This window comes from Kitasatospora sp. NPDC085895 (assembly GCF_040702125.1).
GTDB lineage: Bacteria > Actinomycetota > Actinomycetes > Streptomycetales > Streptomycetaceae > Kitasatospora > Kitasatospora arboriphila.
In genome coordinates this window covers 1-22846 of record NZ_JBFBJY010000089.1, presented here as the reverse complement: position 1 = coordinate 22846, position 22846 = coordinate 1, and the positions used below count along the sequence as shown (strand labels likewise).

14 protein-coding genes and 2 pseudogenes are annotated in these 22846 nt (G+C 65.2%); 7 read left to right on the top strand and 9 right to left on the bottom strand.

All coding sequences use genetic code 11. From position 1 onward, the window contains the following. Positions 1–182: 182 nt before the first annotated feature. A complete protein-coding gene (locus AB0442_RS35330; protein ID WP_366167654.1) occupies positions 183–4199 on the bottom strand; it encodes a hypothetical protein in 4017 nt (1338 codons plus the stop codon). Between the two features lie 514 nt (positions 4200–4713). Between AB0442_RS35330 and AB0442_RS35325 the strand changes: the two genes are divergently transcribed. Beyond that, positions 4714–5898 (top strand): competence protein CoiA family protein, encoded by a 1185-nt coding sequence (locus AB0442_RS35325; RefSeq protein WP_366167653.1) that lies wholly within the window; start codon positions 4714–4716, stop codon positions 5896–5898. Positions 5899–5939: 41 nt separating this feature from the next. Here the strand turns inward: AB0442_RS35325 and AB0442_RS35320 are convergent, their stop codons facing one another. The 3 genes from AB0442_RS35320 to AB0442_RS35310 all read right to left on the bottom strand — a co-directional run bounded on the left by AB0442_RS35320 (position 5940) and on the right by AB0442_RS35310 (position 8781). Next, positions 5940–6974: a YDG/SRA domain-containing protein gene (locus tag AB0442_RS35320; protein WP_366167652.1), complete on the bottom strand. Its 1035-nt coding sequence runs from the start codon at positions 6972–6974 to the stop codon at positions 5940–5942. Between the two features lie 449 nt (positions 6975–7423). Continuing rightward, complete coding sequence (locus tag AB0442_RS35315) at positions 7424–8416, bottom strand: hypothetical protein (RefSeq protein WP_366167651.1); 993 nt, start codon at positions 8414–8416, stop codon at positions 7424–7426. Next, complete coding sequence (locus tag AB0442_RS35310) at positions 8416–8781, bottom strand: nucleotide pyrophosphohydrolase (protein ID WP_366167650.1); 366 nt, start codon at positions 8779–8781, stop codon at positions 8416–8418. Before AB0442_RS35310 ends, AB0442_RS35315 begins: the two co-directional genes overlap by 1 nt. Positions 8782–8871: 90 nt before the next feature. On the opposite strand from AB0442_RS35310, the gene AB0442_RS35305 reads away from it, so the two are divergent. Both AB0442_RS35305 and AB0442_RS35300 read left to right on the top strand, forming a co-directional pair. Continuing rightward, complete coding sequence (locus AB0442_RS35305) at positions 8872–10764, top strand: DNA/RNA helicase domain-containing protein (protein ID WP_366167649.1); 1893 nt, start codon at positions 8872–8874, stop codon at positions 10762–10764. Positions 10765–11653: 889 nt separating this feature from the next. Continuing rightward, positions 11654–12694 carry a hypothetical protein gene (locus AB0442_RS35300; RefSeq protein ID WP_366167648.1) on the top strand — a complete coding sequence of 347 codons (1041 nt, stop codon included), beginning with the start codon at positions 11654–11656 and terminating at the stop codon, positions 12692–12694. A gap of 828 nt (positions 12695–13522) precedes the next feature. Here the strand turns inward: AB0442_RS35300 and AB0442_RS35295 are convergent. Then, complete coding sequence (locus tag AB0442_RS35295) at positions 13523–13846, bottom strand: hypothetical protein (RefSeq protein WP_366167647.1); 324 nt, start codon at positions 13844–13846, stop codon at positions 13523–13525. Between the two features lie 1532 nt (positions 13847–15378). On the opposite strand from AB0442_RS35295, the gene AB0442_RS35290 reads away from it, so the two are divergent. Both AB0442_RS35290 and AB0442_RS35285 read left to right on the top strand, forming a co-directional pair. Further along, complete coding sequence (locus AB0442_RS35290; RefSeq protein WP_366167646.1) at positions 15379–16701, top strand: ATP-binding protein; 1323 nt, start codon at positions 15379–15381, stop codon at positions 16699–16701. A 285-nt stretch (positions 16702–16986) separates the two neighbouring features. Further along, on the top strand, positions 16987–17241 hold the full coding sequence (locus AB0442_RS35285) for a hypothetical protein (RefSeq protein ID WP_366167645.1): 255 nt from the start codon (positions 16987–16989) through the stop codon (positions 17239–17241). On the opposite strand, the pseudogene AB0442_RS35280 reads toward AB0442_RS35285, so the two are convergent. The 3 genes and pseudogenes from AB0442_RS35280 to AB0442_RS35270 form a co-directional block, all read right to left on the bottom strand. Further along, a pseudogene (locus AB0442_RS35280) lies at positions 17231–17335 on the bottom strand (IS5/IS1182 family transposase); the annotation flags it as partial. The gene AB0442_RS35285 and the pseudogene AB0442_RS35280 sit on opposite strands and share 11 nt — an antisense overlap. A gap of 170 nt (positions 17336–17505) precedes the next feature. Further along, the gene (locus AB0442_RS35275; RefSeq protein ID WP_366167658.1) at positions 17506–18330 is read right to left on the bottom strand and encodes a hypothetical protein; all 825 of its coding nucleotides are present in this window, start codon (positions 18328–18330) and stop codon (positions 17506–17508) included. Positions 18331–18447: 117 nt separating this feature from the next. Further along, positions 18448–18594 (bottom strand): annotated as a pseudogene (locus AB0442_RS35270) (DUF4236 domain-containing protein); the annotation flags it as partial. A gap of 793 nt (positions 18595–19387) precedes the next feature. Here AB0442_RS35270 and AB0442_RS35265 point away from each other — a divergent pair. After that, on the top strand, positions 19388–20746 hold the full coding sequence (locus AB0442_RS35265) for a hypothetical protein (protein WP_366167644.1): 1359 nt from the start codon (positions 19388–19390) through the stop codon (positions 20744–20746). 38 nt (positions 20747–20784) lie between these two features. On the opposite strand, the gene AB0442_RS35260 is transcribed toward AB0442_RS35265, so the two are convergent. Then, positions 20785–21246 (bottom strand): NUDIX domain-containing protein, encoded by a 462-nt coding sequence (locus tag AB0442_RS35260; RefSeq protein ID WP_366167643.1) that lies wholly within the window; start codon positions 21244–21246, stop codon positions 20785–20787. 16 nt (positions 21247–21262) lie between these two features. Here AB0442_RS35260 and AB0442_RS35255 point away from each other — a divergent pair, with 16 nt between their 5' ends. Beyond that, positions 21263–22042, top strand: a complete 780-nt coding sequence (locus AB0442_RS35255) for a GntR family transcriptional regulator (RefSeq protein ID WP_366167642.1) — start codon at positions 21263–21265, stop codon at positions 22040–22042. The last annotated feature ends 804 nt before the right edge of the window (positions 22043–22846 follow it).

Here is a 22846-nt window from a genome sequence, read left to right as displayed (position 1 = left end):
CTACTCGCACACTACCTGCCTGTGCCAGTCTGGGCAGATACGCCGCAGTCCCACCCTGTTGATGTCGACCGTAGATGTCGGGCTCAGGGCCGCCCGCCGGCCGACTGTCCGAGTCCGGCGACGCTTCCCAGCCGTCGGCGTTTACGGGAGGATGCTGACGATGACAGGCCAAGAGACCGTCGTCACGAGTCCACTTCCAAGGAGGCGTCGAGGAGGCAGACGTGGGCGGTGATTCCCCGCTCGGCCAGGGTGGCGGCCTGGTTGTCGAGATCGATGCGGAGCTGATCTTGGGTGCGGCGGGCCGCTTTGGCGCGGCGGCTGTCGGTGGTGTCCCACGCGCTGCCGCTGAAGAAGACGGCGATGTACACCCCGGCGGTCCCGTGGGTCCCTTGCAGGTAGCGTTCACCAAGCTGATCGCGGACAGCGGTGACGACCTCGTCGTGCCAGCTGCATTTCACCTCGGCTGGTACGGACAGTTCCGCGCCGTCGGTGGTGTGCGCGACAACGAGCAAGTCGGGGATGTCGCCCTGGGTCGCGCCGAGGCGGGGGTTGACTTCGACTTCGCGTAGGACGGCAGCCCGCGCCGTCAGGCGGCGCCGCAGTTCCCGGGAGAGCCACGTCGACACTTCGCGCTCTTCTGCGGGCACATAGCTTGTCCACTTGTTGTCTGTGCGCTGCCGGTGCCACAGCTGGGCGCGCAGGCCGCGGTCCTTACGTAGGTCGTCGCCGATCTCATTGAGTGTTTCGGCGAGAAGTGCGGCGAGCTGCTCGCGAGACGTGACGATCCGGCGAGACGGATCGGTTAGCACTGTCAGTACCTGGTCGAGGGTCGGGGGATGCCAGGCCGCAGCTCTGACAGCCTCACGTGTTTCCGCCGCCGAAGCACGCAGCCATACGTCCCCGGTCTGCTCGGAGAGCTGCTCCAGGACCTCTGCGGCTTCCTGGGACGCCTGAGCGAGGAGCGGCTGGAGGATCTGAGAGGGGAACTCCTCGAGGGGATCGAGTTGCACCACGCGCCCGGGCGGTGCCGGCCGCCGCTTCGGCAGCGCATCCCGTGCCCACAGGTATAGTCGCGCCCGCTGCTGCGGGGTCAGACCGGTCCAGGCGCCGCTGATGTTCTGGTGGGCCCGCCGGATGACTTCCGCTCCGAGGGCGGGATCCTCCTCCAAGACATCCAGCAAGCCGTCGAACTGTGCCGGGGATGGAGGACACGCCGCAAGGCAGGCCCCGGCCACCACGGCGGTCTCCCAGTCCCGCTCCGAGCCGTTGTCGGGCCCGCCAGGTCTGTGGCGTTGCACGAGGTCGAAGGCGGTCTGGGCGGTCTGGGCGGGCATGCTGGCGGCGCCGATGTCCAATAGAGCACTCAGGGTGCGGGCAGCCTGCCGGCCGGTACCGGCGACGGCGAGCGCCTCGGCGCTGAGTCGCGGGGACCGGATGGTGCGCTGCTGTACGGCGACGGCTGAGGCGTCGGTGCCCATCTTCTGGATGAGGAAGTCGATCGTCGCATCCTCGTCGTGGGCGACGGCCCGCTTCACGGCGGACGTCAAGGTAGTTGAGCTGGTGGGGACGTCCAACAGGCCGGGCAGCCAATCCAGCCAGGAGTCCGCGGCGACCTGGTCGAGCATGCCAGCGTCGACCGCGTCGATTACCGTGCACGCAACATCGATGAGTTCAGCGGTCCCCTCATCGGCCGCGTCGGGATCGGACTCCAGGAACTCCAGTGCCTGAGTGGCGACCTCGTGCCGCTGCTCCTCGGTCAAAGCGGGCCAGGAGGGAAGCGGTCGAGGGCCTGGGCCGCTGCTGTCGACGCTGCGGTGCAGGGCGCGGACCAGGTCCGCAAACTCGTGCTCGCGCAGAGCCGCTTCGGCCTCCCACTCCTCGGCAGCGGCTGGCGCCAGACGCTGCCGGGCACGCTCGGCGCGGGCAGCGGGAGCAAACAGCCCGGTCAAGGTCTCCCACTGTGGTGTCGCTGCTCGTGCGGCGGCCACCACACGGGCGGCCGCCTGGTCGTCGACCATGTCGGCCAACGCGGACAACACGAAGTAGGCCGGAGACCTATCCACCTGTCCGGTGTCGACACCCGTGAGGTCATCCAGCCACCACTGCAGGTCGTCAGCGGACAGCCAGCCGGCTCTGTGCACCCGGGCCAGCACCTCGGCGGGTCGACCTGTCTGGCCCAGCAGAAACCTCACCAACTGCTGGCGACGCTCAGGCGGCAGCTGCGCCATTTCCTCCGCGCTCACACCGGCGAGTGACTGGTTGGCTTGCAGTTGTGCGTACAGCAGCCTTCCGCCTGATCGCCAGACGCTCTCGCCGACCGGGCCGGTGAGGACAGCCGTCCACGCGGCACGGCCGAGCAGCCGCCGAACTGCCGGGTCCCGGTGATCAGACGCGGAGAAATCCGCTGCCCACGCGGCCAAGTCTTCGACGCTGCAGTGGGCCGCATCGGCCTGCCGTCCCAGCATCGCGAGGCAAGCGCGACCGATCACGCCGCGTGGCGCGCGGTCCACCCCGTCCACCGCCTGCAGCAGCCACTCCATGTCGCGTCGAGCGGGCCACAGCACAGGCAACAGTGCCGCTCGCACCGCCCCAGGGCGTCCGGAATCGGCAGCCACCTGAGCCGCCCGCTCCAGAACGCCAGCATCCTGCGTCCCCACCAGCGTCCGAGCCGCCCACTGCGCCATGCGGGTGCGCTCGTCGTAGTCCTCATGGCCCTGACGCGAGGCGATCTGCTCAAGCAGGGTCATCAGCTCCTGGTCGAGAGCCCGCAGCCCCGTGGCCTGGATGATCAGCATGGCCTCCTGTTGCCGCCAGGTCGGCTCACCCACGTCCAGCAGAGGAGCGAGCTGGGCAGCCAGTCCGGCATGCTGCAACTTCCCATACCCCGCGCGCATCCCCAGCAATGGCCCGGACGCCAACCCCGCGAGGACCGTCCCCGCGACCCGCGCCCGCTGATTTTCAGTCAAACTGCGCAGGTCAGCCTGCATCAGCACGACGGGATCGGCTTCGACCAGCCAGTCGAACACTCCGTCGTGGACCTCTGCCAACCACGCCGCCATCCCGGCCAACTGCGGGAGCACCCGGCTGGGATCAAGCGGGTCGGCCACCAGGTTCTGCACGCTGGCCAGCGGCAAGGAACCACACTGCTCGGCAGCGAGGAACTCCTGCACGCTGCGGTGCATCCACCCCCGGCCCTCGCAGCCATCGGTGAAGACAGCACTATCGAAGACCGCCTGCAAGGCGTCGAGGTCCGCATCGAGACTGACCGCTTCGTTCAGACTGAGCGTGCCAGCGCCCTGCCCAGGCCTGGACCGCCGGATCACCTGGGACCGCCCCGACAGCAGGCTGGCCGCAGCCAAACTCCGGGCTGCGGAGAGCCGTTGCGGAAGCGGCGGATCGTCGAGACCTTGCTCGATTCGGCCCGTGTTGTCCTCCGCCACCAGCCCTTCGACACCGAGAGCGTAGATACGGCGGCGTGACGACGTCAGAGTTCCTTGCGTGTGCGCTGCCAGCAACAGACGAAGCGGCAATGGAGACGCCGCGAGCGACTGCACCCCAGCGGCCTTCAGGGACCCCACGAATGCGTCCGGGGTATCTAGCTCCGTTGCCGCAGCGTGTCTGATGTTCTGCTCCGTCAGCGGGGCCAGGACCAAGGAGAGGGTGTCCTCGCTCGGCCACAGCCGCCTGAACGCTTCGCTCAACCGTTCAGGCCAGACCGATCTCCTGCTCGTGATCAAGACCCGCAGGCGTTCGGTGTCGAGTCGCTTCAGCTCCCGCTCGAGGACGTGAGCCAGGTTGCTGACAGCGACGAGGGGCTCATCGAAGCCGTCGAAAGCCAGCGTCAGATCACCTGGAGTGCCGCTGGCCTGCCAGGCCGCTTCTGCTTCGCGAACGGCCTCTTGTACTTCGGACGCTGTCAGAAAGGCGCCAAGGTGGATCACTGCGGCCCACTCGCCCGCCTCCAGCCGGCGCGTAACCTCCACTTCCAGCTCGGCCGACTTACCGGCCCCAGGCTCGCCCAACAGAACAAGCGCCCGCGACGCCTGGAAGTCCTTCAGCTGTCGTAGGTGCCGATTGAGGTAGCGAGTGTGTTCGCCAGCCGGATCAGGCAGCAACCCGTCGAACAAGGCATTCTCCGTGCCCTCCGGCCCCCACCAACGGCACCATCCGAGCCGGTCACCGCCAACGAATCCCACCATGCCCCCAATGTCCCTGAGTGCCGGGCATCCCACGTCACGGGTTCATCCTGACATGAAGACCCTTCCCGACAATCCCTGACGACCAATCACGAAAAAGCCCGCTGACCTGCGATTTCTCCCGGCCAACGGCCCTCCGACTTACATTGGGCGCCAGGATTCGAACCTGCGACCCTTAACCCCCAGAGGTATTTGCACAGGTCAGAAGCCTATGGGTGCACGCAGCCACGTCCGCTCGCGCCCATGTCGTACGGTCCCGCGCGGAGCGTGTGGTCCCGCTCTGTCCCGCACGCGAGGCCGGATGACGTGTCCAGGTCGCCTCAGGCCTCCGGCGCCTCATACGGCAGGGACGCCGAGTCTCAGCGCAGCACGTCGCTCGCCTAGCCGCCCGCTCTCGTTGGCCCTCCCCCGCCCACGCCAGTGCACCCGTAGCGGGTGGCTGGCTCTGCAGGTGGGAAGGCCTTCGAGTTGAGATGGAAGGCGGCTCGGGCTGGTCCGGGCCGATGGGGGGAGAGATATGGGCTCCACTGCGTTACACGCCGAGCGGGGTCGGCTGGACGCGAGCCAGGACGATCTCGGGTGCGCTTGGGAGTGGCCCGCGATCCACCGTGCGCGGCCTCGAGTGCTGCTCGTCTGCCCGGAGTGCGGGCACGGCATGCACCCGAAGGTCTCCTCTGGCGGGCTGCGGTTCTTCGCCCACGATGCCGGGGCGCCACAGTGCGCCCTGGCACAGGAGAGCATGGAGCACCACCTGCTGAAGCTGGAGCTCGCCCAGGCCGTACGCGCCAGCGGGTGGTTTGCCGAGCTGGAGGTCCGCGCCGCAGACGGCGCCTGGCGGGCCGATGTGATGGCCGCTTCCCCGGATGGCGACCGCCGCATGGCGTGGGAGGCGCAGTTGTCTCCGATCACTCCGGACGAAATACGGGCACGCACCGGCCGGTTCGCCAAGGACGGCGTGCGGGTGTGCTGGGTGGGGGTCCGCTCCCGGCCGTGGCTGGGTACCGTTCCCTCCGTCCTCGTGGCTCCTCCGGGCACCGACGGCACTCCGTGGAAGGTCGTGGGCGGGCTGGCCCGCTTCGACTCGCCGAACTGGCTACCGGCCAACGCCACGCTGCGGGACTTCGTGACCTGGGTCCTGGCGGACCGCGTCGTTGGACACCGCTTCGGCCGGGCGCAGCAGCTCGATGGCCGCACGTTCTGGCCGGCGGCCTGGACGGCCCCCCGCTACATTGCGGACGCTGCCGAATGGGATGGCTTCCAGCGAAAGCTCGATGAGCAGCGGGTTCAGGCGATGGGGCGTCAGCTCCAGCCGGGCACGGGTTGGCGTGGCATGATGCAGACTCCGCGCTACCTCCTACGCGACCCGCACCGGGTCATGGTCCGGTCCTGGCGGCTGTCGGTGCCCGCGGACGAGCGCCGACTGATGCGCGAAGCGGCGACCACGTGGGTTCTCGCCCACCACGGCACGGCACCATACTTTGGGCACGAGGACTACGACCCCCGCTGGGCGGGAGGGATACCGCTGTGCGTCGGCCACGCTGACGGGCCCATCGTCGCACTGCTCCGCCCCAAGCCCTCCCTTCTCCAGTGGGAGCAGCTGGCAGGGATCACCGTCCTGGCTGCGAGCGAGCCCGACCGGGAGAAGTTGGCCGCCATTGCGCCCCGCGGTGTGCACATCATCGGCTTGCCGGCACCGTGCTGAGCCAGTGCAGCCCATATGGCTGCTGGCGCCCGGCTGAGTGGCTACTTACCTTCGCCGGCAGAAACGGATCCTCGCTGAGCGTGATGAGCGCGGTGGTACGCGAGGAATTGCCGCCCGACCTCGTGTGCTTCGCTCTCGCGGAGGCGGCCGAGCACGGTATCGCCTGCGCGGTCGATGACTGTGAGGTCATCGTCGATGCGCAGCATTCCGAAGTCGAAGAGTGTGTGGTGGTTGGGGCATAGGCACAGCACGTTGGCGGCGACGTCAGGGCCGGAGTGGGGCCGTCCGAGGCCGCGGATGTGTGCGGCCTCCGCGTAGGCGCCGGTGGGTGTGGCGAGGCGGATGCCGCACACCTGGCAGGTGTAGTCGTGGATGCGCTTGACGTAGTCCGCTACTGCTGTGCTGCGCACGACGCGTTGGGTGGTGGTTGTGGCCCGCGCTGGTGCTTCATGGCCTTGGGGTTGTCGGGGGATGGTGGGCAGTTGGGGGCGGGGCGGCTCGTTGTGGCGCGTTTCCGGGAGTTGGGTAAGGCGGTAACGCCATACGAGGTAGCCCGAGCGTCCGATCTCGGACCAGTAGTCCTCGACACGGAAGAGCCCGTCGTAGCGGTAGCCCTTGGTCGGCGAGTGGGCCGGGTCGCCTTCCCAACCACGGACGACCCGGACAGGAATCCCGGCGGTCATGCTGGTCACGAGGGCCGCGTTGCCTCGCGTCAGCTCTTGGTCTCGTACCTGCTGTCCGGTGCGCTCGTCACGTCCGCCCTGACCGGTGTAGATGATCACATCGCCGTGGTCCTCGTCGTCCTCATAGCCACCTGAGACGACGATCGACTCGGCCCCGTGTTCTTCAGTCCCGCAGATGCCCGCTTGGAGCGGCCGATGCACGCCGGCCTCAGCTGCGTCCTCGCGAGTGTCAAACTCCCGGCCCATAGGGACTCCAGGAACTGGACCAAAGCCCTCAAACACAGGGCCAGCGAGCTTCAGGTCGCGGATGAGCTCTGGCCTCATCTCGTCATCGAAGAAGCGACACAGGAGCGACTCGACGACCTGCGCCCGTGCCTCCTCGTCGGTCGCCATCAGGTCATAGACCTGCTCGCTGAGACCACCCCGCGGATTGTGCCTATTCAGCCACGGCCGCAGCCTAGATCCTCGGGCCTGAGGAACCTCGCCCTGCACCCCCTGCAGCTCCCAAAGGTCGCACCGGTCCAACGCCACGAAGGGGTATTCCGCGGCAGGAGTCGACCCAGGGCGACCGTAAGCACGCAGATGACGCCCCAGCTCCGTTCGACACTCCGACCACGGCACCAACCGTGGCCGCCCTACCGCTGCACGCCCAATGGCCCAGAGCAGCACAATCGGCTGGTGCCGGGCAGGAAGTCCCGAGGATTGGTCCACCCGCAGGCCCTCAACCATCGCAAGAAGGCCAGCGACGCCTACCGCTCCCAACGCCATCTCCTGTCAGTCAGCAAGATCTAACCCGTACCGTCTGGTCGACGTCCCTCGAACAGAGCCGACCCGCGCCCCCGTCACAGAGGCGGGCTGGCCTTGAAAGTGTGGGTGCGGTGCCAGTCGTAGTACGGCTGCCGTTCCACGGTCCACCAGCCCACAGTGCGGCCAGCCAAGTGCTGCTGGATGTGCTGAGCGACCCCTGGGACTTTGTCGGCCAGTGGGCTTATCTGCAGGACACCACCGGGAGCCACAGCGACATAGCCGTGCTCAAAGAGGGCATCGCAGCCGAAGGTGCAGGCAAGCATCGCAATGTTGGCCAGGTCGCGCCTCTCTTCGTCGCTGCACATCGCCCTCTTCTTGATATGCGCACCGACGAGGAAAGCGGCCGGAAGCTCCCGGCCACACAGCGCGCACTCGCCCGTCGAGCCAGGGAGAAGGCGCCGCTTAAGAGCAGCCTGCTCGCCGCGGTAGGCGCGCAGAGCCTTGCGCTCGAGCTCGCCGTCGAACGCTGCGACGACTGCTTCCTCGGCCTCGGGGTCGATCGGGGCGGTGAGCGCTGTGGCGGGCTCGAGGGTCAACAGGGTCTGGAGGGCGTCGCTCTCGTCCTCGTCCAGAACGGAGATGCCCATGATGTTGCGGTTGGGGTTCCAGTCCAGGAGTTGCCGAACTTCCTCGATGGGAATGTCGAAGCCCCGCGTGCCGGAGAGGGCATACATGTACTCCCACGTACTGCCGGCAGGGTCAGTCCCCCACAGGCGAGTGGCGAGGTCCCGGTTGCGCCACATCAGTGCGATCGTGCCACCGAAGTAGAGACGCTTGTCCCCGCTGAAGAACACCCAGTCTCCCGGGCACATCTTCTTGATCTTGGAGAGGTTGACCTCCCTCTTACCCGGGACCACACCCCACATCTGGGCTGTACCATCGGGGAACAGTTGCTTGAGCTGGTCCAGGACGCCCGGCTGCAGGAGATCGGCGTGGTCGTCGAAGACGACCGGGTTCACGATGGTGTCCTGGTAATGCTGGGCGACGTCCTTCTCCGACCGGCGTGCCGGCTGCATGACGATCCGCATCAACGTGGTTGTCCCCCCAGGTGCGTGTACTTGTCGGCGCGGCCCCGAGCCAGGTGAGCCGGATAGCGGCGCCGGTTGGTCTCGATCTTCTCAAGCAACGCCTGTTCCAGGTCAAGGTTCAGCACATCAGCCATCCTGAGCAGGTAGGCGAAGACGTCAGCCATCTCCTCACGGACCTGCACCGCCCGGTCCGGATCGTCCATCACAGTCGCGGACTGCTCGGGTGTCAGCCACTGAAAGATCTCCAGCAGCTCCCCACCTTCACCGGCCAGCGCCATCGCGAGGTTCTTCGGCGTGTGGAACTGCTGCCAGTCGCGTTCCGCGGCGAACTCGGCCAGCGCCTGCTGGAGGTCTTTGATCGTCATGCCGCCAGGGATACCAGCCGGCGGCCACACCTCGCCAACCCCGGCCCTGGCCCTATTAGCCCTGCGGGTGGCCGACTCCGGGTGGTACAGATGTCTGCCATGCATCTGTACGGGGGCAGCGTCGCCGAAGCGGCACAGAAGGTGGTGCAGCCGCAGTTCATCGCGGCCTGCGAGAAGCGATCCGCCGACCTGTTCGGTACCGCCCCATCTCCAGAAGAAGTTCGCAGTTGGACCCGCAGCTGGCCGGCACTGCTGACCGTCCTCACCGCCGCCGGCCTGGACAACCTGCATGTCGTGCTGGAGTACTGCCTGCCCGCAACTGGCGAGCGCGTGGACGCACTCCTCCTAGGCGAGGACAGCGATGGCCACCTGACAGCCGTAGCGATCGAGTTGAAGCAGTGGACGAGTGTGAAAACCGATCCGCGCCGTCCGGGCCTGATCCTTGCCGGCCAGCGGGTTGTTCAGCACCCAGCCCGGCAGGTCGGCGGCTACGTCCGCTATCTGGAAGACTGGATCGACCAGGACCAGCTTGTGCTGCTGGCCCGCGGTGTCGTCGTTCTCCACGACGCCGGCCCCGACCTCGTCGACGAGCTGCGGGCACTTGCCGCTAACGGCCCCTCGGCTGCCTTCCCTATCCTGGGACGCAATGACCTCGACCCAGCCCAGCCGTCCCATGCCCTGGCTCAGCAACTGGCCTGCGCCGACCTGAAACCCCCATCCGAGGAGTCAATTGCTGCGCTGCTGGCCGCCCGACACCGTCCCTCACGCGGCCTGCTGGCACGGGCCGGACGAGTGATCGAAGGCCACGACGCGTTCCGCCTAATCGGCAGCCAGGACGTCGCCCGACAAACCACCCTGCACACCGTCACCTCAGCCCGCCAGCAGCGGACGAAAGGCATCGTCGTCGTTACGGGAAGCCCCGGGACCGGTAAGAGTGTGATCGCCTGCCGACTCCTCGGTGACCTGTGCCAGCTCCCCAACGCCAACCCCCGCCTCCTCTCCCCCTCCGGCACTCTGACCCGCCAACTCAAGCGCACCGTAGGAGAAGACTCCCGCGGACTCATCGCCACCTTCGCAGGCCGCGTCCCATCAGGCATCACCAGCAGCAGCGTGGTTCTGATCGACGAGGCTCACCGAGCCCGGACCGGATTCGCCGGACAACGAGACCGCTTCCCCATCATTCTGGGCAACCTGATCGACCGAGCCGCCGTCACCGTACTGTTCCTCGACGAGCAGCAGATCATCCGCCCCGACGAGGGCATCAGCCTCACCGAACTCAAAACCCACGCCAACAGGAACGGGTACGCCTTCGAGCACATCGACCTGACCGCCCAGTTCCGTTGCAACGGCTCCCAGGCCTACCACCAGTGGATCGACCAACTCCTCGAACCAACTGGCACCGCCCCCGCCTGGAACGGCACCGACTACGACCTTGCACTCGCCGCAAATCCCGACGAGTTCACCCACTGGGTCGACACTCACACAAACGACGGCCTCACCGCCCGCATCACCGCCGGCTTCTGCTGGCCCTGGGACGCCCCCTCCACCCCACCACTCCTCCCCGAAGTCGCAATCCACTGGGACAGCCCCTCCGGACCACAGACCTGGCAGCGGCCCTGGAACTACCGCGAAGACGACACCCCCTTCGGCACCCCCGACCTCCCAGGCCGCCCCTTCTGGGCCACTGACACGGGCGGACACCAGCAGATTGGCTGCGTCTACACCGCCCAGGGCATGGAGTACAGCCACAACACCGTCATCATCGGCAACGACCTCGTCCGCCGCGGCAACCGCTGGATCGCCCAGCCAGCAGAAAGCCACGATGGCAAGCTCAACAAACTCCCCGCCGAGCAGTACCTTCGCTACGCCCTCAACACCTACCGCGTCCTAGCCACCCGCGGCACCAAGGGCACCCGCCTCTACTCCACCGACCCCTCCACCCAGGCCTACCTGCAAAGCCTGCTCCCGTCACCCGCGCGGTAACCGCACATGACCAGTACTTGCAGGACTCTTGGCCCCAGATCGCGAGTCAAGGCGTTTCAGCAGGTCAGAGGGCGCCGAAAGCGCGTTAAGTTGGGCGGCCAAGCTGCGGCGGCTCGGCTCTGCACATGGCGTGTGGTCCCGCTCTGGTCCCGTCGTGGGACCAGCGGCACGTCTTCAACGTCACCACCCGACTGCTGGAGCCAGCAGCGCGGGCCAGCCTGCCACTTCCGTTCCCCAGCGTCACACTCAAGCCGCCACCGTCAAAGCTGTGGTCGTAACCACGGTGGCGCTGCGCTGCCGTCGCCCGCTGGCTGGCTTCGGCGCCAGTCCCATGTCTGCCATTCGCAAGCGAGGGCCGGTGTCCTGTCTGCTCTGGGCCGAGCCATGTCAGGGGCCGTACGACTGGCTACAGTCTCAGGAGTAAGGGCCCAGCTGACTGAGTCGGTGGCCGATAAGCCACCACCGCGGAGCATGCGCTCTTGTGTGCGCCCCTGAGCCCCCCTTTACGGTCTCGACTCGGCCGGAATACTGCACGCACAGTGGGGGGATCATGGCATTGTCTGCGAACGAGGTGCTTTCCCAGCTCGGTCGCCAGAGGCATCTACAAGTGGCGTCGTCTCTGGACCTCGTAGCGGACACCGAGAGTGCAGCCGCCAGCATCGACAAGGTGCGGCTAGCGAAGGGCGTCCCTGAGGGTCTCCGGAAGCCAAACCTTGAGCCGCTCTCCCGGTCAGAGGCAAGCCAGGCCGCCTCCGCTTCGGCATGGGACGTATTGCATTCCTTGGCCCGAGGTCTCGTACTTGCGCGCCAAGGGACTGGCCGAGGGCTCGCAGAGCACTGGCAGAGCCTGAAGTACTGTCAGGCCATCGGGCATGCTGGTACCGGCTTCATGGCCCTGACCGACGAGGGCAGGGTGCCGGAGCGCGCGTATAAGGCCATGCAGGCCAATGAGTTGGGCCTCGGGTTCGGCATCGCATTGGCGGAGCGCGTGGTCAAGAGCTGGTACCCGGACCATGTGGTTTCCGTCGTGGATGCCGGCGTGGCGCTGATGGCTGGCTGGTCCCTAGGCGGTAGCGAGCCGTCTAAGGGTTCGCGTTCCCGGCCCGACTTCGCTATCGAAGCGTGGAAACCCGGCGAGCCCTCGAAGATCGTGCTGGTGGCGAGCAAAGGGAACCATCAGCTGCCCTCCAAGCGAGCAAGAAGGACACTGCGCACCGCGACCCGCCAGTTGGCCCGATCTTCCGAGCAGGCCGAGGGCTTGCACGTCGGTCCCTGGAACACAACCCCGTGCCTCCTCGTGTCGACGGAACTCGCCGGACAAGGCGGGATCGTCGTCAACGCCTTGCAGGCTCCAGGGATCGGGCAGCTCGACCTTCCCCGCAATGCACTTCCTCGGAGCTTCGACTCGGAGGCTGAGGACCACAACTGGCCCTACCTTGGGCAAGTGCCGCGCCCCAGGCGTGACGCCCACAGGAACGAGGGGACCGACGGCTTCCAGATTTCCGAAGATCGGGCGGCCTGGTTCGCGCAAGTGGTCGCACGCACGGGGGCGGCTGGCCTCGCTGCCTTCGTTGGCGGGGGAAGGACGACAGCTCAGTACCTAACCAAACGCCAGGGGCGCAGGTTCTACGACGTGCCGACCTTCGCTGGATCCTCCAGCATCCATGACGCCGATATCACCGTAGGCGATACCAAGTTCGTCGGTACGGACCACGTCTTTCGACTGAATACGGTGCGGGTGGTGGCGTTCTCGGGCATCGCCGAACCCCTGTACCCTCTGCTCGCCCAGGGACGGGTCGAGGAGTACCGCCGGCAGGCGTACGCGCTGCGTTCCTACTGGCAGAGGCTTGGGTCGAGTGCCGACTGGGACGGACCGATCTCGTTCCGCGAGGACGGAACGGTCATGGCCCTGCGCATCCTCAACACTTGATCATCCCCCAGTACCCGCAGAGACATCCATGTCCGGCTGTGGGCACCCGGTCAACGGAGGACTGCGAATGGGGAGGGGCGCCGCGGCCGGAAGCCACTTCCTCGGTCATCACAGTTCAGCCCCCTGAGGAAGCACGCCGATAGAGCCACGGCTGTGGGCAGGCTCGTCCTCATGCATCTCGGCGACACGCTGATCAACTGACGCCGCGCGGCACCCGCGTGGGCTGCCGACTTCACCGCCGGCCGGCGTCGGTCGCCCAAGGCCGCACAGCCGCTGTTCGCAGCGCTACGAGAACGTGCGCTGCTTGAGGCGTTCGCGGGAAACCAGCCCCGACCTGGTCCAACTGAGTCGGGGCTGGGCTTGAGCCCGCGGCCTCCTCGTCCCGAATGAGGTCCGAGAGCTAAGCCGACCTGCCGCAGCTGGCATCAGTGGAGGTCAGAGAGTCGGTTCGTGTTGGTTGGGTGCGGCTCTAGTTAGCCTCGTGAGCAAAAAGTTCTCCCGAACTTCTCCCAAGCCCACCTGCTTCAGATAGCGAGTCATGACGCTCGTACGGATGCCTCGTGCCGCGTTGGCGACTCTGGAACAAGGACCCTGAAGTTGCCCGGCGCGAGGAGCAGTGGGTCGGAGGTCTCCCCAGCTCTTACAGAGACCTGAATTGTGCCAATGCCGGGAGCATTGACGTGGATCGCAGAATCTTGATTGCTTTCATTCTTGATGACCAGCTCTTCGCCTGGGCTCATTTCAATCTTGGAAGGCTCCCAAGGATCTCCCGGGCCATTGCGTTTCAGAAACTTCGCCATGTCGGTTTGCCTTCGAGTAACGGTCGCTCTAGAGGGCTGCAAATCCACCAATCGCCGCTCCCACAATTATAAGAAGGGCGCCAATAATCACCAGGAATCGACCAAGATCGTAGTCTCTCAATGCTTCCGCCAGTGCAGCCATGCCTTCTATCAAATCACCCGTGCCGTAGCCTGACCCCTGAACTCCTCGAGAGCGGATTTTCTGACGTCGATCCGAAAGCGAAACCGAAACGCCAATTGCAATTAGCGCTACTCCAACGCCCGTGATACACAAGGACACGATTCCGGCTGTCGCTGGGCTTGATGATGCCGCTAACTGGGCACTAGTTTGATATTGCGCGGAGATAGCCATTCCCGCTCCAGTGAGCTAATATCTTGCGCAAGGCAAAAAATTTCTTCGCCTGACCTGTGGTCGATGACCCCAGATACCACCATGCCCAAGGCCTCCCCGTTGGGCAGGATCACGGGCGCACCCGAGTCGCCATGCCTAACCACTCCGCTAGGAAGTAGTACCCAGCTATCCTTCCAGGTCAGCGGTTTCACACCGAAATTGGCCAGGGCGCCAACTATGAAACCTCGGACGCTCCCGCTGGCGCCGCCAGTGATATCGACCTCAATTGGCTCTTCTATCGTTGCGCGCGAATTTAGAACCCCACTATGGATTGGTTTAAGGAATTTTGGCGAACGGGCATTAAAATCAACTGCTGCGATATCGAAAGCTGGCCCGGAAGATTCCGTGGGTGTATCCCGAAGTCTGACTTCGCCTACTGGAGACCAACGCCTGAGGCGAATCCTGGGACTGGTGTACCCTATTTCAATGAAGCACGATTCGCCACAGGCCACATGACCTGCCGTGATAAAGCCAGAGATCTCCCATTTGCTATTATGTCGACATATTGGGAATCCAATTGACCCTTGATTCCGAGTATTGCTGCATCTAACTCGAAGAGGGTGAACACTTTGCGACCAAAGCGCATCTCGCGTCCATGCGGCGAAAATGTCGGGCGCACTTAGCATTCGAGGCGGCGGGCAGTGGATAACCAGTGGATTATACTCTTGAATTCGTCGGCCGAACTCTGCATTTGCAGGATGTAGGGCGCTTATCCAGTCTTCGGGTGAGTCCATGGGTGTCAGACCGTAGTTGCCGCCCCTCTGGATTATGGTTGAGCTCGCCAGAATCAATGGGCGCGGCCCGTCTGGCGTCCATGTCGCTCCGAAGCCATGAATTAGGTAGAGAGGGAAATCTTCATCTGGTTCGCGTAGCAGCCGCTGAATGGTACTTAAGAATAGCAGGAAGTTTCTACTAGATTGCTCCCAGTACATAGCACTCTCCTGCCGCGAGAGCCTCGCTGCCCATTATCCTGCATCGCTGTCGAGTGCGCATCCTTGCGGAGCAGAGTGTAGACATTTTTAGGGGGCATAATTGTTGTCCATTCATTCACTCATGCCCCTGTGCGTAGAGTGACATGAGTAGCCATGTACTAAAGGAATTTCTAGCCAGTCTTAGAATCTGGTGACTCACAGTGCACAGCTCGCAAGTCAAAGCTTGCCGACTTTCTCTGTGCCTTGGTCGGTAACTGGTGGTCCGGTAGCGCGATGGCAACCTAGTGCTGGACACGAAGGCCAAGTAGGCATCAGCTCTGATGGTTCGCCTGTTGGCCGAATGAGGTCCGGGGTCTGTTGCGACCTGTCGTGACCGGCATGTGGGCAGGTCAGAGCGTTGGTCTGCGTCGGCCCCGATGCGGTTCCGGCGGGGCCCTGAGGGCAAGAGCTTCTCCCAGACCTCTCCCAGAGCTAGCTAGGGCCCACGCGCCCTGGCGCCCAGGGCGCGTGGGCCCTGTCGGCCAACGGGACGGCGCTGGCGCCGGCTCCTATTCTGAGGAGATGGCAAGCTCATGGACCCGGGTCCATCAGGAGCTCGGGATTGCACCTGGCCCGCTTACCTACAAGCACATTGAGCGGGCAACGCACGAGATAGTCGGCGAACGCGACGACCTCGACTGGAAGCGCGACCTTCCTAAGAGGGCTGAACCCGGCGAGTGGAATGAGTTTTCGAAAGATGTGGCCGCGATGGCCAACACCCGCGGCGGCCTCCTTGTCTACGGCGTCCGCGACGACCGCGAGATCATAGGTGTCGACCCGGACGCCGTTCAGATGGAGAACCTCTTCAAATGGCTCCGAGCTAACACCCAACCCTTCGTGGCCGGCGTTAATGCTTACACGCTCACGTCAGACGACGGAAGCACAAGCGTCCTTGTGGTCGACGTCCCGGCGAGCGCCATGGCACCCCACTTCGTTCTGGGCGGCACACAGCGTGAGCGTGAACTCCGCACGTTCGCAGTGCCATTTCGGTATTCAGACCACACTGGATGGCTTGCCGAGCACGAAATCGATCGCGCGTACCGTGACCGCTTTGCCCGGCAGGAAGCAACTGACCAGGCCCTAGGGCGACATCTCGACCGTGTTCGCGAAGTGGTTATGACTGACGGGGTTCCATCGATTGCATGGCTAATCACCGTGTCGCGGCCTTCCCGGCCCCTGCCCCCACTGGTGCCGCCCACTTCCCGGAACGAAGCCCGTGGTGTAATAACTGCGGCTGCGTCGCTCGCAAAGGAGGTTGAAGTCAATGGGGAATTCGGCGACATGCATTTTATGGGAACCGAACTTAGCGGCAATCCGCAGGTCGGTCTGCGCTGTTGGATCGCTGGGAATTTCCTGCGCTCCTTCAATGAGGCGCATCCAAGGGGTCGGTCCATGCTTGTGGAACTGCATCATGATGGCACGATCGTGTATGCGGTCGACATTTCAACTGCGGCGCGACGCAAAAACACAATACCCATAGATCCTCCCCAGAGCGCCTACGTGCCCGTGGAAACTCTGGCGGTCAGGGTCGGCGCATGCGAGGCGGTTGCACTGTCACATGAATTCCGGCGTGTGCGGCGTAGTGACAGCAGTGCAGATTTGGTGGCTGGGGTCGTCTCAGAAGAGAGGTCGCCTGCGCCCGCTTTGCCCTTCCCGGGTTACGCACCGGTCACCTCGTATGAAGGTGTCCTGCTTATCCCCCAGGCCACTCGGTGCCCGAGGAAGATCCTCCGCGTGGGCTCGGAGTTGCCGCCTGCGGCCGATCGAACGGTGCTGCGAGACTGCGCTCAGTCCCTCGCTTCTGGCGTGCTGAACCAGTTCGGCATTGAGTTGAATTCGTCGTGACGTTACGGCGTACGGCGCCCTCGACTGTCCTGAAGAACGCAAGATCTGCAGGGATGAGTGAGCGCTACCAAGCTGAATGCAGAGGGGTGTCGGCACCTTCATCTCCGGAGGTCTCCGGAGCAGCCAACACCAGACGGGGCGGCTAAAGGCTGTCTCGGCATGTCGGCTGCTGAGGTCTCGCGGCATACTGTCGCTCGTTGTTGACCTTGTTCGGTTGCGGGGGCGTTCGTGTTTGAGCTGCGATGTGAGGCGATCCGTTGGGTGGACGATGAGCCGGGGCCTGGATTGGTCGAGGTTCAGTTCACGGACGCGACGGGACGGTGCTGGTCGCTGGTCGACAAGGCCCCGATCTTCGCGGCGATGGGCGAGCTCTGCCCGGACTGGGTCTATCCGGTGGAGGTCGCCGTCGCCTGCGTGGTCGCCGACGGCCACAGCCTGGCGAAGAACGACGAGGCCACCGTCTCCACCTCGCCGCACGGCGTCACGACGCCGGACGGACGCCAGGAGTTCACGGCGAGGCGGAACCAGCTCACCCGCTGAACGCAAGGATAGGGAGCCGTGCGACGCCGAGCATGGCGTGGTGCACCTCGGTTCCGCGTAGACGGCAGTCACGGAGGATCTTCCAGTTCTTCATCCCAAATGAGGTCAGCTACGTGCCACAGCCTTGGCAGGCGCTGAAAGAGGCGGGTCAGGGCATCGGCGATCGTTGCTTCTTGGTGGCGCTGTGACGACTGAACTTCAAGATCTTCTCCCAGCGTTCTCCCGGGACGGGGCTACCTCAAGGGGTCGCTCTCTGTGAGGTCATCAATTCGGAAGCGCTGGCGGAGAGACGTAAGTGGCAACTGCCTGTGCGAGCTGTCGCGCAGAGGTTGGCTGCGAACAGTCCCACTGGAGGTTCAGGCCCGTGCGTGTGGTGAAGTTGATGCGTCCGTAATGCATGATCGGAATCTGCGGGTTCGCCTTGTATCGGCGATCCGGGCCACCCTTGACGTTCACGTACTGCCAGGTTGTGCCGACTTGCTGACTGTCGCGGGGGACGGGGCCACCTTCGTGGAAGCGGACGTCGCTCACCACGGCCTGGAGCTCGTGGTAGGGGACATCCGCGAAATTGCGGCCGCGCTTCATCAGTACGCGGTCGGGGAGCAGGAACAACGAGTGGTCCCCGCAGTGGAGGCTCGGGACCGCGATGTTTGTGACGAGCTCAGGCGGGCCGCTCATGGTGACCGCAGCGGACCTACGGCTGACGACGGCGGAGGCGCCGCTGTTCACCTTGTGCTGAGCTGTTGTCACCACCGCTCCCGATCCGGTGATAATCCAGTTGGCATGTGACTGACGCAGTTGTTCGGCTGCCTCTATGAGCTGAGTAAATTGACCCTCGGGTTGGCCTTCGAAGTCGTAGAAGGCGACAACCCGCCGCGCTGCCAGGTCACGCTGGTACAGCCAGTAGACGAGCGGGCCGAGAACCAACAGCGGAATCAAGTACAGCGGTAGGGATATGACGAGAGCGAGGGCTGCAGCCCAGGGCCACGTCGAGTGCCGCTGTGCCGCGGCCTGGAGCTGTTCGATGAACTCGCTGGGATTGGAACGTCGAAGCTCCTCGACGGCGGCCGTCGGGATCTCGTGAACCACAACGCTCCCGGGCAGTGTGGCGGGTGCGCTCGGGCATGCAGGGCCCGGGTGTAGTGGAGCAGATGCCCCAGTGGGAGGCGTTGCTTGCCTGCGGGGGGACGTGGCCCGGTACGAGATGCCACGGGTGCCGACCCGGACGTAGTTGCCCCGTGGGCCGTTTCCTACCCTGAAGCCGGGGACACCAGCCGACACCCCAATACCGCTTTGAGACAGGTTGAAGCGGAAGGGGCCGGCTCTGAGGCTGCTGCGAAGATAGACACCCATGCGTGAAGAGGGTGGCACTCGCAGCGTCGCAGAGTGCGTCGTTTACCCAATCGTTTCTCCACACGTGATGGGCGGGTGACGTCATGTACCGGGGCTCCGTGCTGCAAGGCACAGGAGTAGAGCGGGCTTCCGTATGCGGCTCGACGTGCCAGCCGGATCGCCGGCCGGGCAGCTGCTGGGCACCGTGTGATCAACCAGTTGCCCGGCCTACGGTCCGGCGTGGCGGAGCCAACGACGGGACACGCCTAGGTCGAGTGCCGACTGAAGCTGGCACCCGCCCTGAGCCGGGACTATCGCTCACCTGCGCTAGGGCGTGGGACTTGATCTGGCCAGGCCGCGACAGTTTTCAAGCGAGCACCGGTCACGGCGCCGACCGCCGCCCGACCTGGTAATGCATGGCTCGCGAGCCGCCCCTGCGCCGGTTGGCCCCCAGGCGGCCCACCGCCTCCATCGACCCAGCGAAGTTTGAGCGACCTCATGACCGAGCACAGCTGAGTCGGCTCACCCCCGACTCGGCAGCTCGGTCGGCCTATGGGACCGAACCCGAGACCTGCGCATTACGAGTTTGCGCGATCTCCGTCCAACCAGATCCGATGAAGTCCGGCACCCTGGTCAACGGACCAATCCGGACTGAACGCAACGGTCACGAACAGGGTGAACTGAGACCAGAACTGAGACCGGCCCGGCCCACCGGGCCGTGCCACCTCCCGTTGCGAGCCCTGCCCGCATGCCGTCCTCAGTGCAGTTCATGGAGTTCGCACTTCTGGCTCACTAGCAGGCAGACTGGCCTGCCATGGGGAAGGCTTCGCGTGGCAAGGCCCAGGCTCGCCTGCAGCGGCAGGAGGCGCAACAGCGCCGGGATGCAGAAGCAGCGGCGCTGCGGCGCGCTGCCGCGTTGTTCGGGAGCGACCAGCAATCACCGCTAACGCTCGTCGTTGACACACCCCTGGGGGTCGCGGCGCGCCGCATCGCTCCGGCTTTGCCTCGACCGAACGGCGTCGAGCCAGGGATCGGCGCCGAGGAAGCCACGCACGCGGCCGCTGCGACCTGGGGCCTGCCGGACTTTGTCTTCCGTGCCCCGATCCGAAAGGTCGGCTCTGGTCAGCGTGAGCTGGGTGACCGAGTCGTCATCGTCGGTGACCGTGCAGCAGCCATCCAGGTCAAGTGCCGGCAGGGCGAACAGCGCGATCCTGCTGGGGAGAGATCCTGGGCTCAGAAGAACGCCGCCAAGGCTGCACGGCAGGCAAGAGGAACCATCCGCAACCTGCGCCTTGAGCCAGCCCGATTTACTAACAGCCGGGGTCGCGAGATCGAGGTCGATGGCAACTCATTCACCTGGCTCGCGATCATCGTGGTCGACGACGACTACCTGCCTAGCGATACGACCGTCGACCTCGCGCTTGGTGACCTTCCCGGTGTCGCACTCCTGCGGCGGGACTGGGACTTCCTGTTCAACCAGCTCCGCTCCACCCACGCCGTGATTGGCTACCTGTTCCGCGTCGCTCCCCTTCCGCCCCGCGCGTTGGGCGAGGAACCCATGCGGTATTACGAGTTGGCAGCGGCGGACCTGGCAGCAGCACCAAGCCCTGGTGACGGCGAGTGGCTCGGCTCGGGGCACGAGCACAGATCAACCCCGCTGCTCCCCCAGGCCCCGGTGGGCTCAGATGCCCGTCGTGCCCACCTGCTACTGAGAATCATCCTCGAAGACATCGCAACCGGCCCCCTGTCGGACGGCATCGGCGAAGCGGCGCGCCTCCAAGCACTTGCTGACATTGACAGTCTCCCCGTGGGCTTCCGCACCGAGCTCGGCGAGAAGCTCCAGGAGATGCTCGCCGATGTCGCGAGTGTGAAGACCATCAAATGGCGCATGCGCCGGCTCCTTGATAGCGGCATGTTGCAGCTGATCTTCGGAGCCTGTTCGAGAGAGCTTGACGATGGAATCGCTGCTGCTGCGGAGTCATATGTACAACTGCGCCACCACCAGTTCGAACTAGCGAAGGGGGCCAGTGACGAGCGAGTCACGCTGCTGGTCCTTCTGACCCCACGCTCTGACGGGCAGCGCCCATTCGACAGCACGATGCTGCGGCTCACCGGACGCAGCTCCCTCACGAAAGAGGAGCTCGCCTTGCGAGTGCAGCTATGGGACCAGTGACGGCGGCATACGACGTCCCTTCTAGCCGCGCAGAGTAGTCACGCCACCAGTTGCTGGCCATCGTGTGCCCGCACGGCCGGATCGCCGGTGGCAAGCGCATCCCTCACTCGGATGGCATACATGTCTCCCATCTTCGCGACTGCCTCGTCTGCCGGAAGCCACTGCACAACGGTCGACTCATCCGAGACGGACGGCACGCCGCCGACCGGGCGACACCGAAAGACCAAGGCCACGACGCCGAGGGCCATGTTCTTGTAGACGCCTGTCAGGCGCTCCACGGCCACCTCGACCCCGGTTTCTTCCAGTACCTCGCGGCATACGCCCGCCTCGACGGACTCACCGAGTTCCAGTACTCCACCGGGCGGCTCCCACGTGCTGTTGTCCGCACGCCGGATGACCAGGACGTTGCCGTCCTCCCGAATCACAACACCAGCCACCGACACGGAGTGGAGCGGCGTTGACCGCCCCTGCTGCGGACTGTTACTCATGTATATGAGCATAGGAGGTTCCACCCAAATGAGGAGTGGAAGCGTTCGCGAGACGTCCTCACCGCGATACCTACAGATCGCCGAGGACCTTGCAGAACAGATCCAGAAGGGCATCCTGCCCCCTGGCGAGAAGATCCCCAGCGAGTCCGAACTCATGGACCGCTACAAGGTCGCGCCTGGAACGGCCCGGAAGGCCGTAGCCGAGCTTCGCACCACCGGCCTGATCGAGACCCACCACGGCCGCGGCTCCTTCGTGAAGGCGCGTCCGCCAGTCAAGCGCAAGTCGTCGGACCGCTTCCGGCGCGCACACCGGAAGGCGGGCAAGGCGGCATACATCGTGGAGGCCGAGCAGGCCGGCGCGAAACCCGCTGTGCGTGTCCTGTACATCGGCCCCACCGAGGCCCCGGCAGACATCGCCGAGCGCCTCGCGGTCGTCCCGGGTACGCAGGTGCTGGCCCGTCGACGGCTGTACTTCAGCGATGGCATCCCAACGGAGGAGGCCACTTCCTACCTGCCCTGGGACATCGCTAAGGACATCCCCGAGTTGTTTGCCGAGAACCCCGGCGGGGGTGGAATCTACGCCCGCCTGGAGGACAACGGCCACATCCTCGCGGAGTTCACGGAAACGGTTCGGGCCCGCATGGCCACCAAGCCGGAGACGGCGACGCTGGACCTGAGCCCCGGGGCCCCGGTCATCCACCTGACGCGCAACGCCATCTCCGAGGCGGGGCGAGTGGTAGAGGTCTGCGACACGTTGATGGCCGCTGACCGCTTCGTTCTCGACTACCGCATCCCCGCAAGTGACTGACGCACACTCACCCCTAAGCAACCCTCTGCGCGCACTCAACGCGGAGGGTTGACTTATGTATAGGAGCAGTGCACTCTGATGCATGTCACTCCTATACATAAGTGCATGAGCACTTAGGTGCAGGAGTGCCGGAGGGGCCTTCTTTGGGCTGCTCTGAACTGCGGAAATGCGCCCAGAGGGCGGTGTGAAAGCCGGCCGAAGGAAGCGCGCTTGATCCTTGAGAACTGAACAGTGATCGTGCGAGACCGACGCGAGGGCGGCGGTCGCGGCAAGGCGCCCAGGTTGAGGAACCGGGGGATGTCCACCGCGATACGTGCTCTCCCCCTACGCAGTGGCATGCCACCCGCTTCGGGCGGGTGTGGGGACGGACGGGCGCTGACCAGGCCGATTCGTACGGCTGGATGGCGAGCCGAGTGGACCAGCGGAGTCTCAAAGCACGTGGCGGGATGAGACAGACCGCCCCCGTGGCGACCGGGTGATGTCGCAGCGGCAGCGAGCCACGCAGCACGCCCGGTCTCCGGGGGTGCGCCGTCTGTTGGCGCCGGAGCAGTGACACCGGCGCACCCGATTTCGGGCTCGGGACCGGCCGGCCGGGGCAACGGCAGCCGGTGAAGCCCGCGCGCAACCCTCTGATCTGCGACCCCGATCCGGCCCGCATCTGCGGCGGATCGGGGCACCGCTGCTCGTGATCTGACGAGCAGCCATGGCCCGAGTCGGGCCGCCGCGCTCCCGGCCAAGGTAGGCGCGGCGGCCCTCGGGCCCACCTCCCACGATTGGAACGAGGTAGACCCGTGCGATTGATTG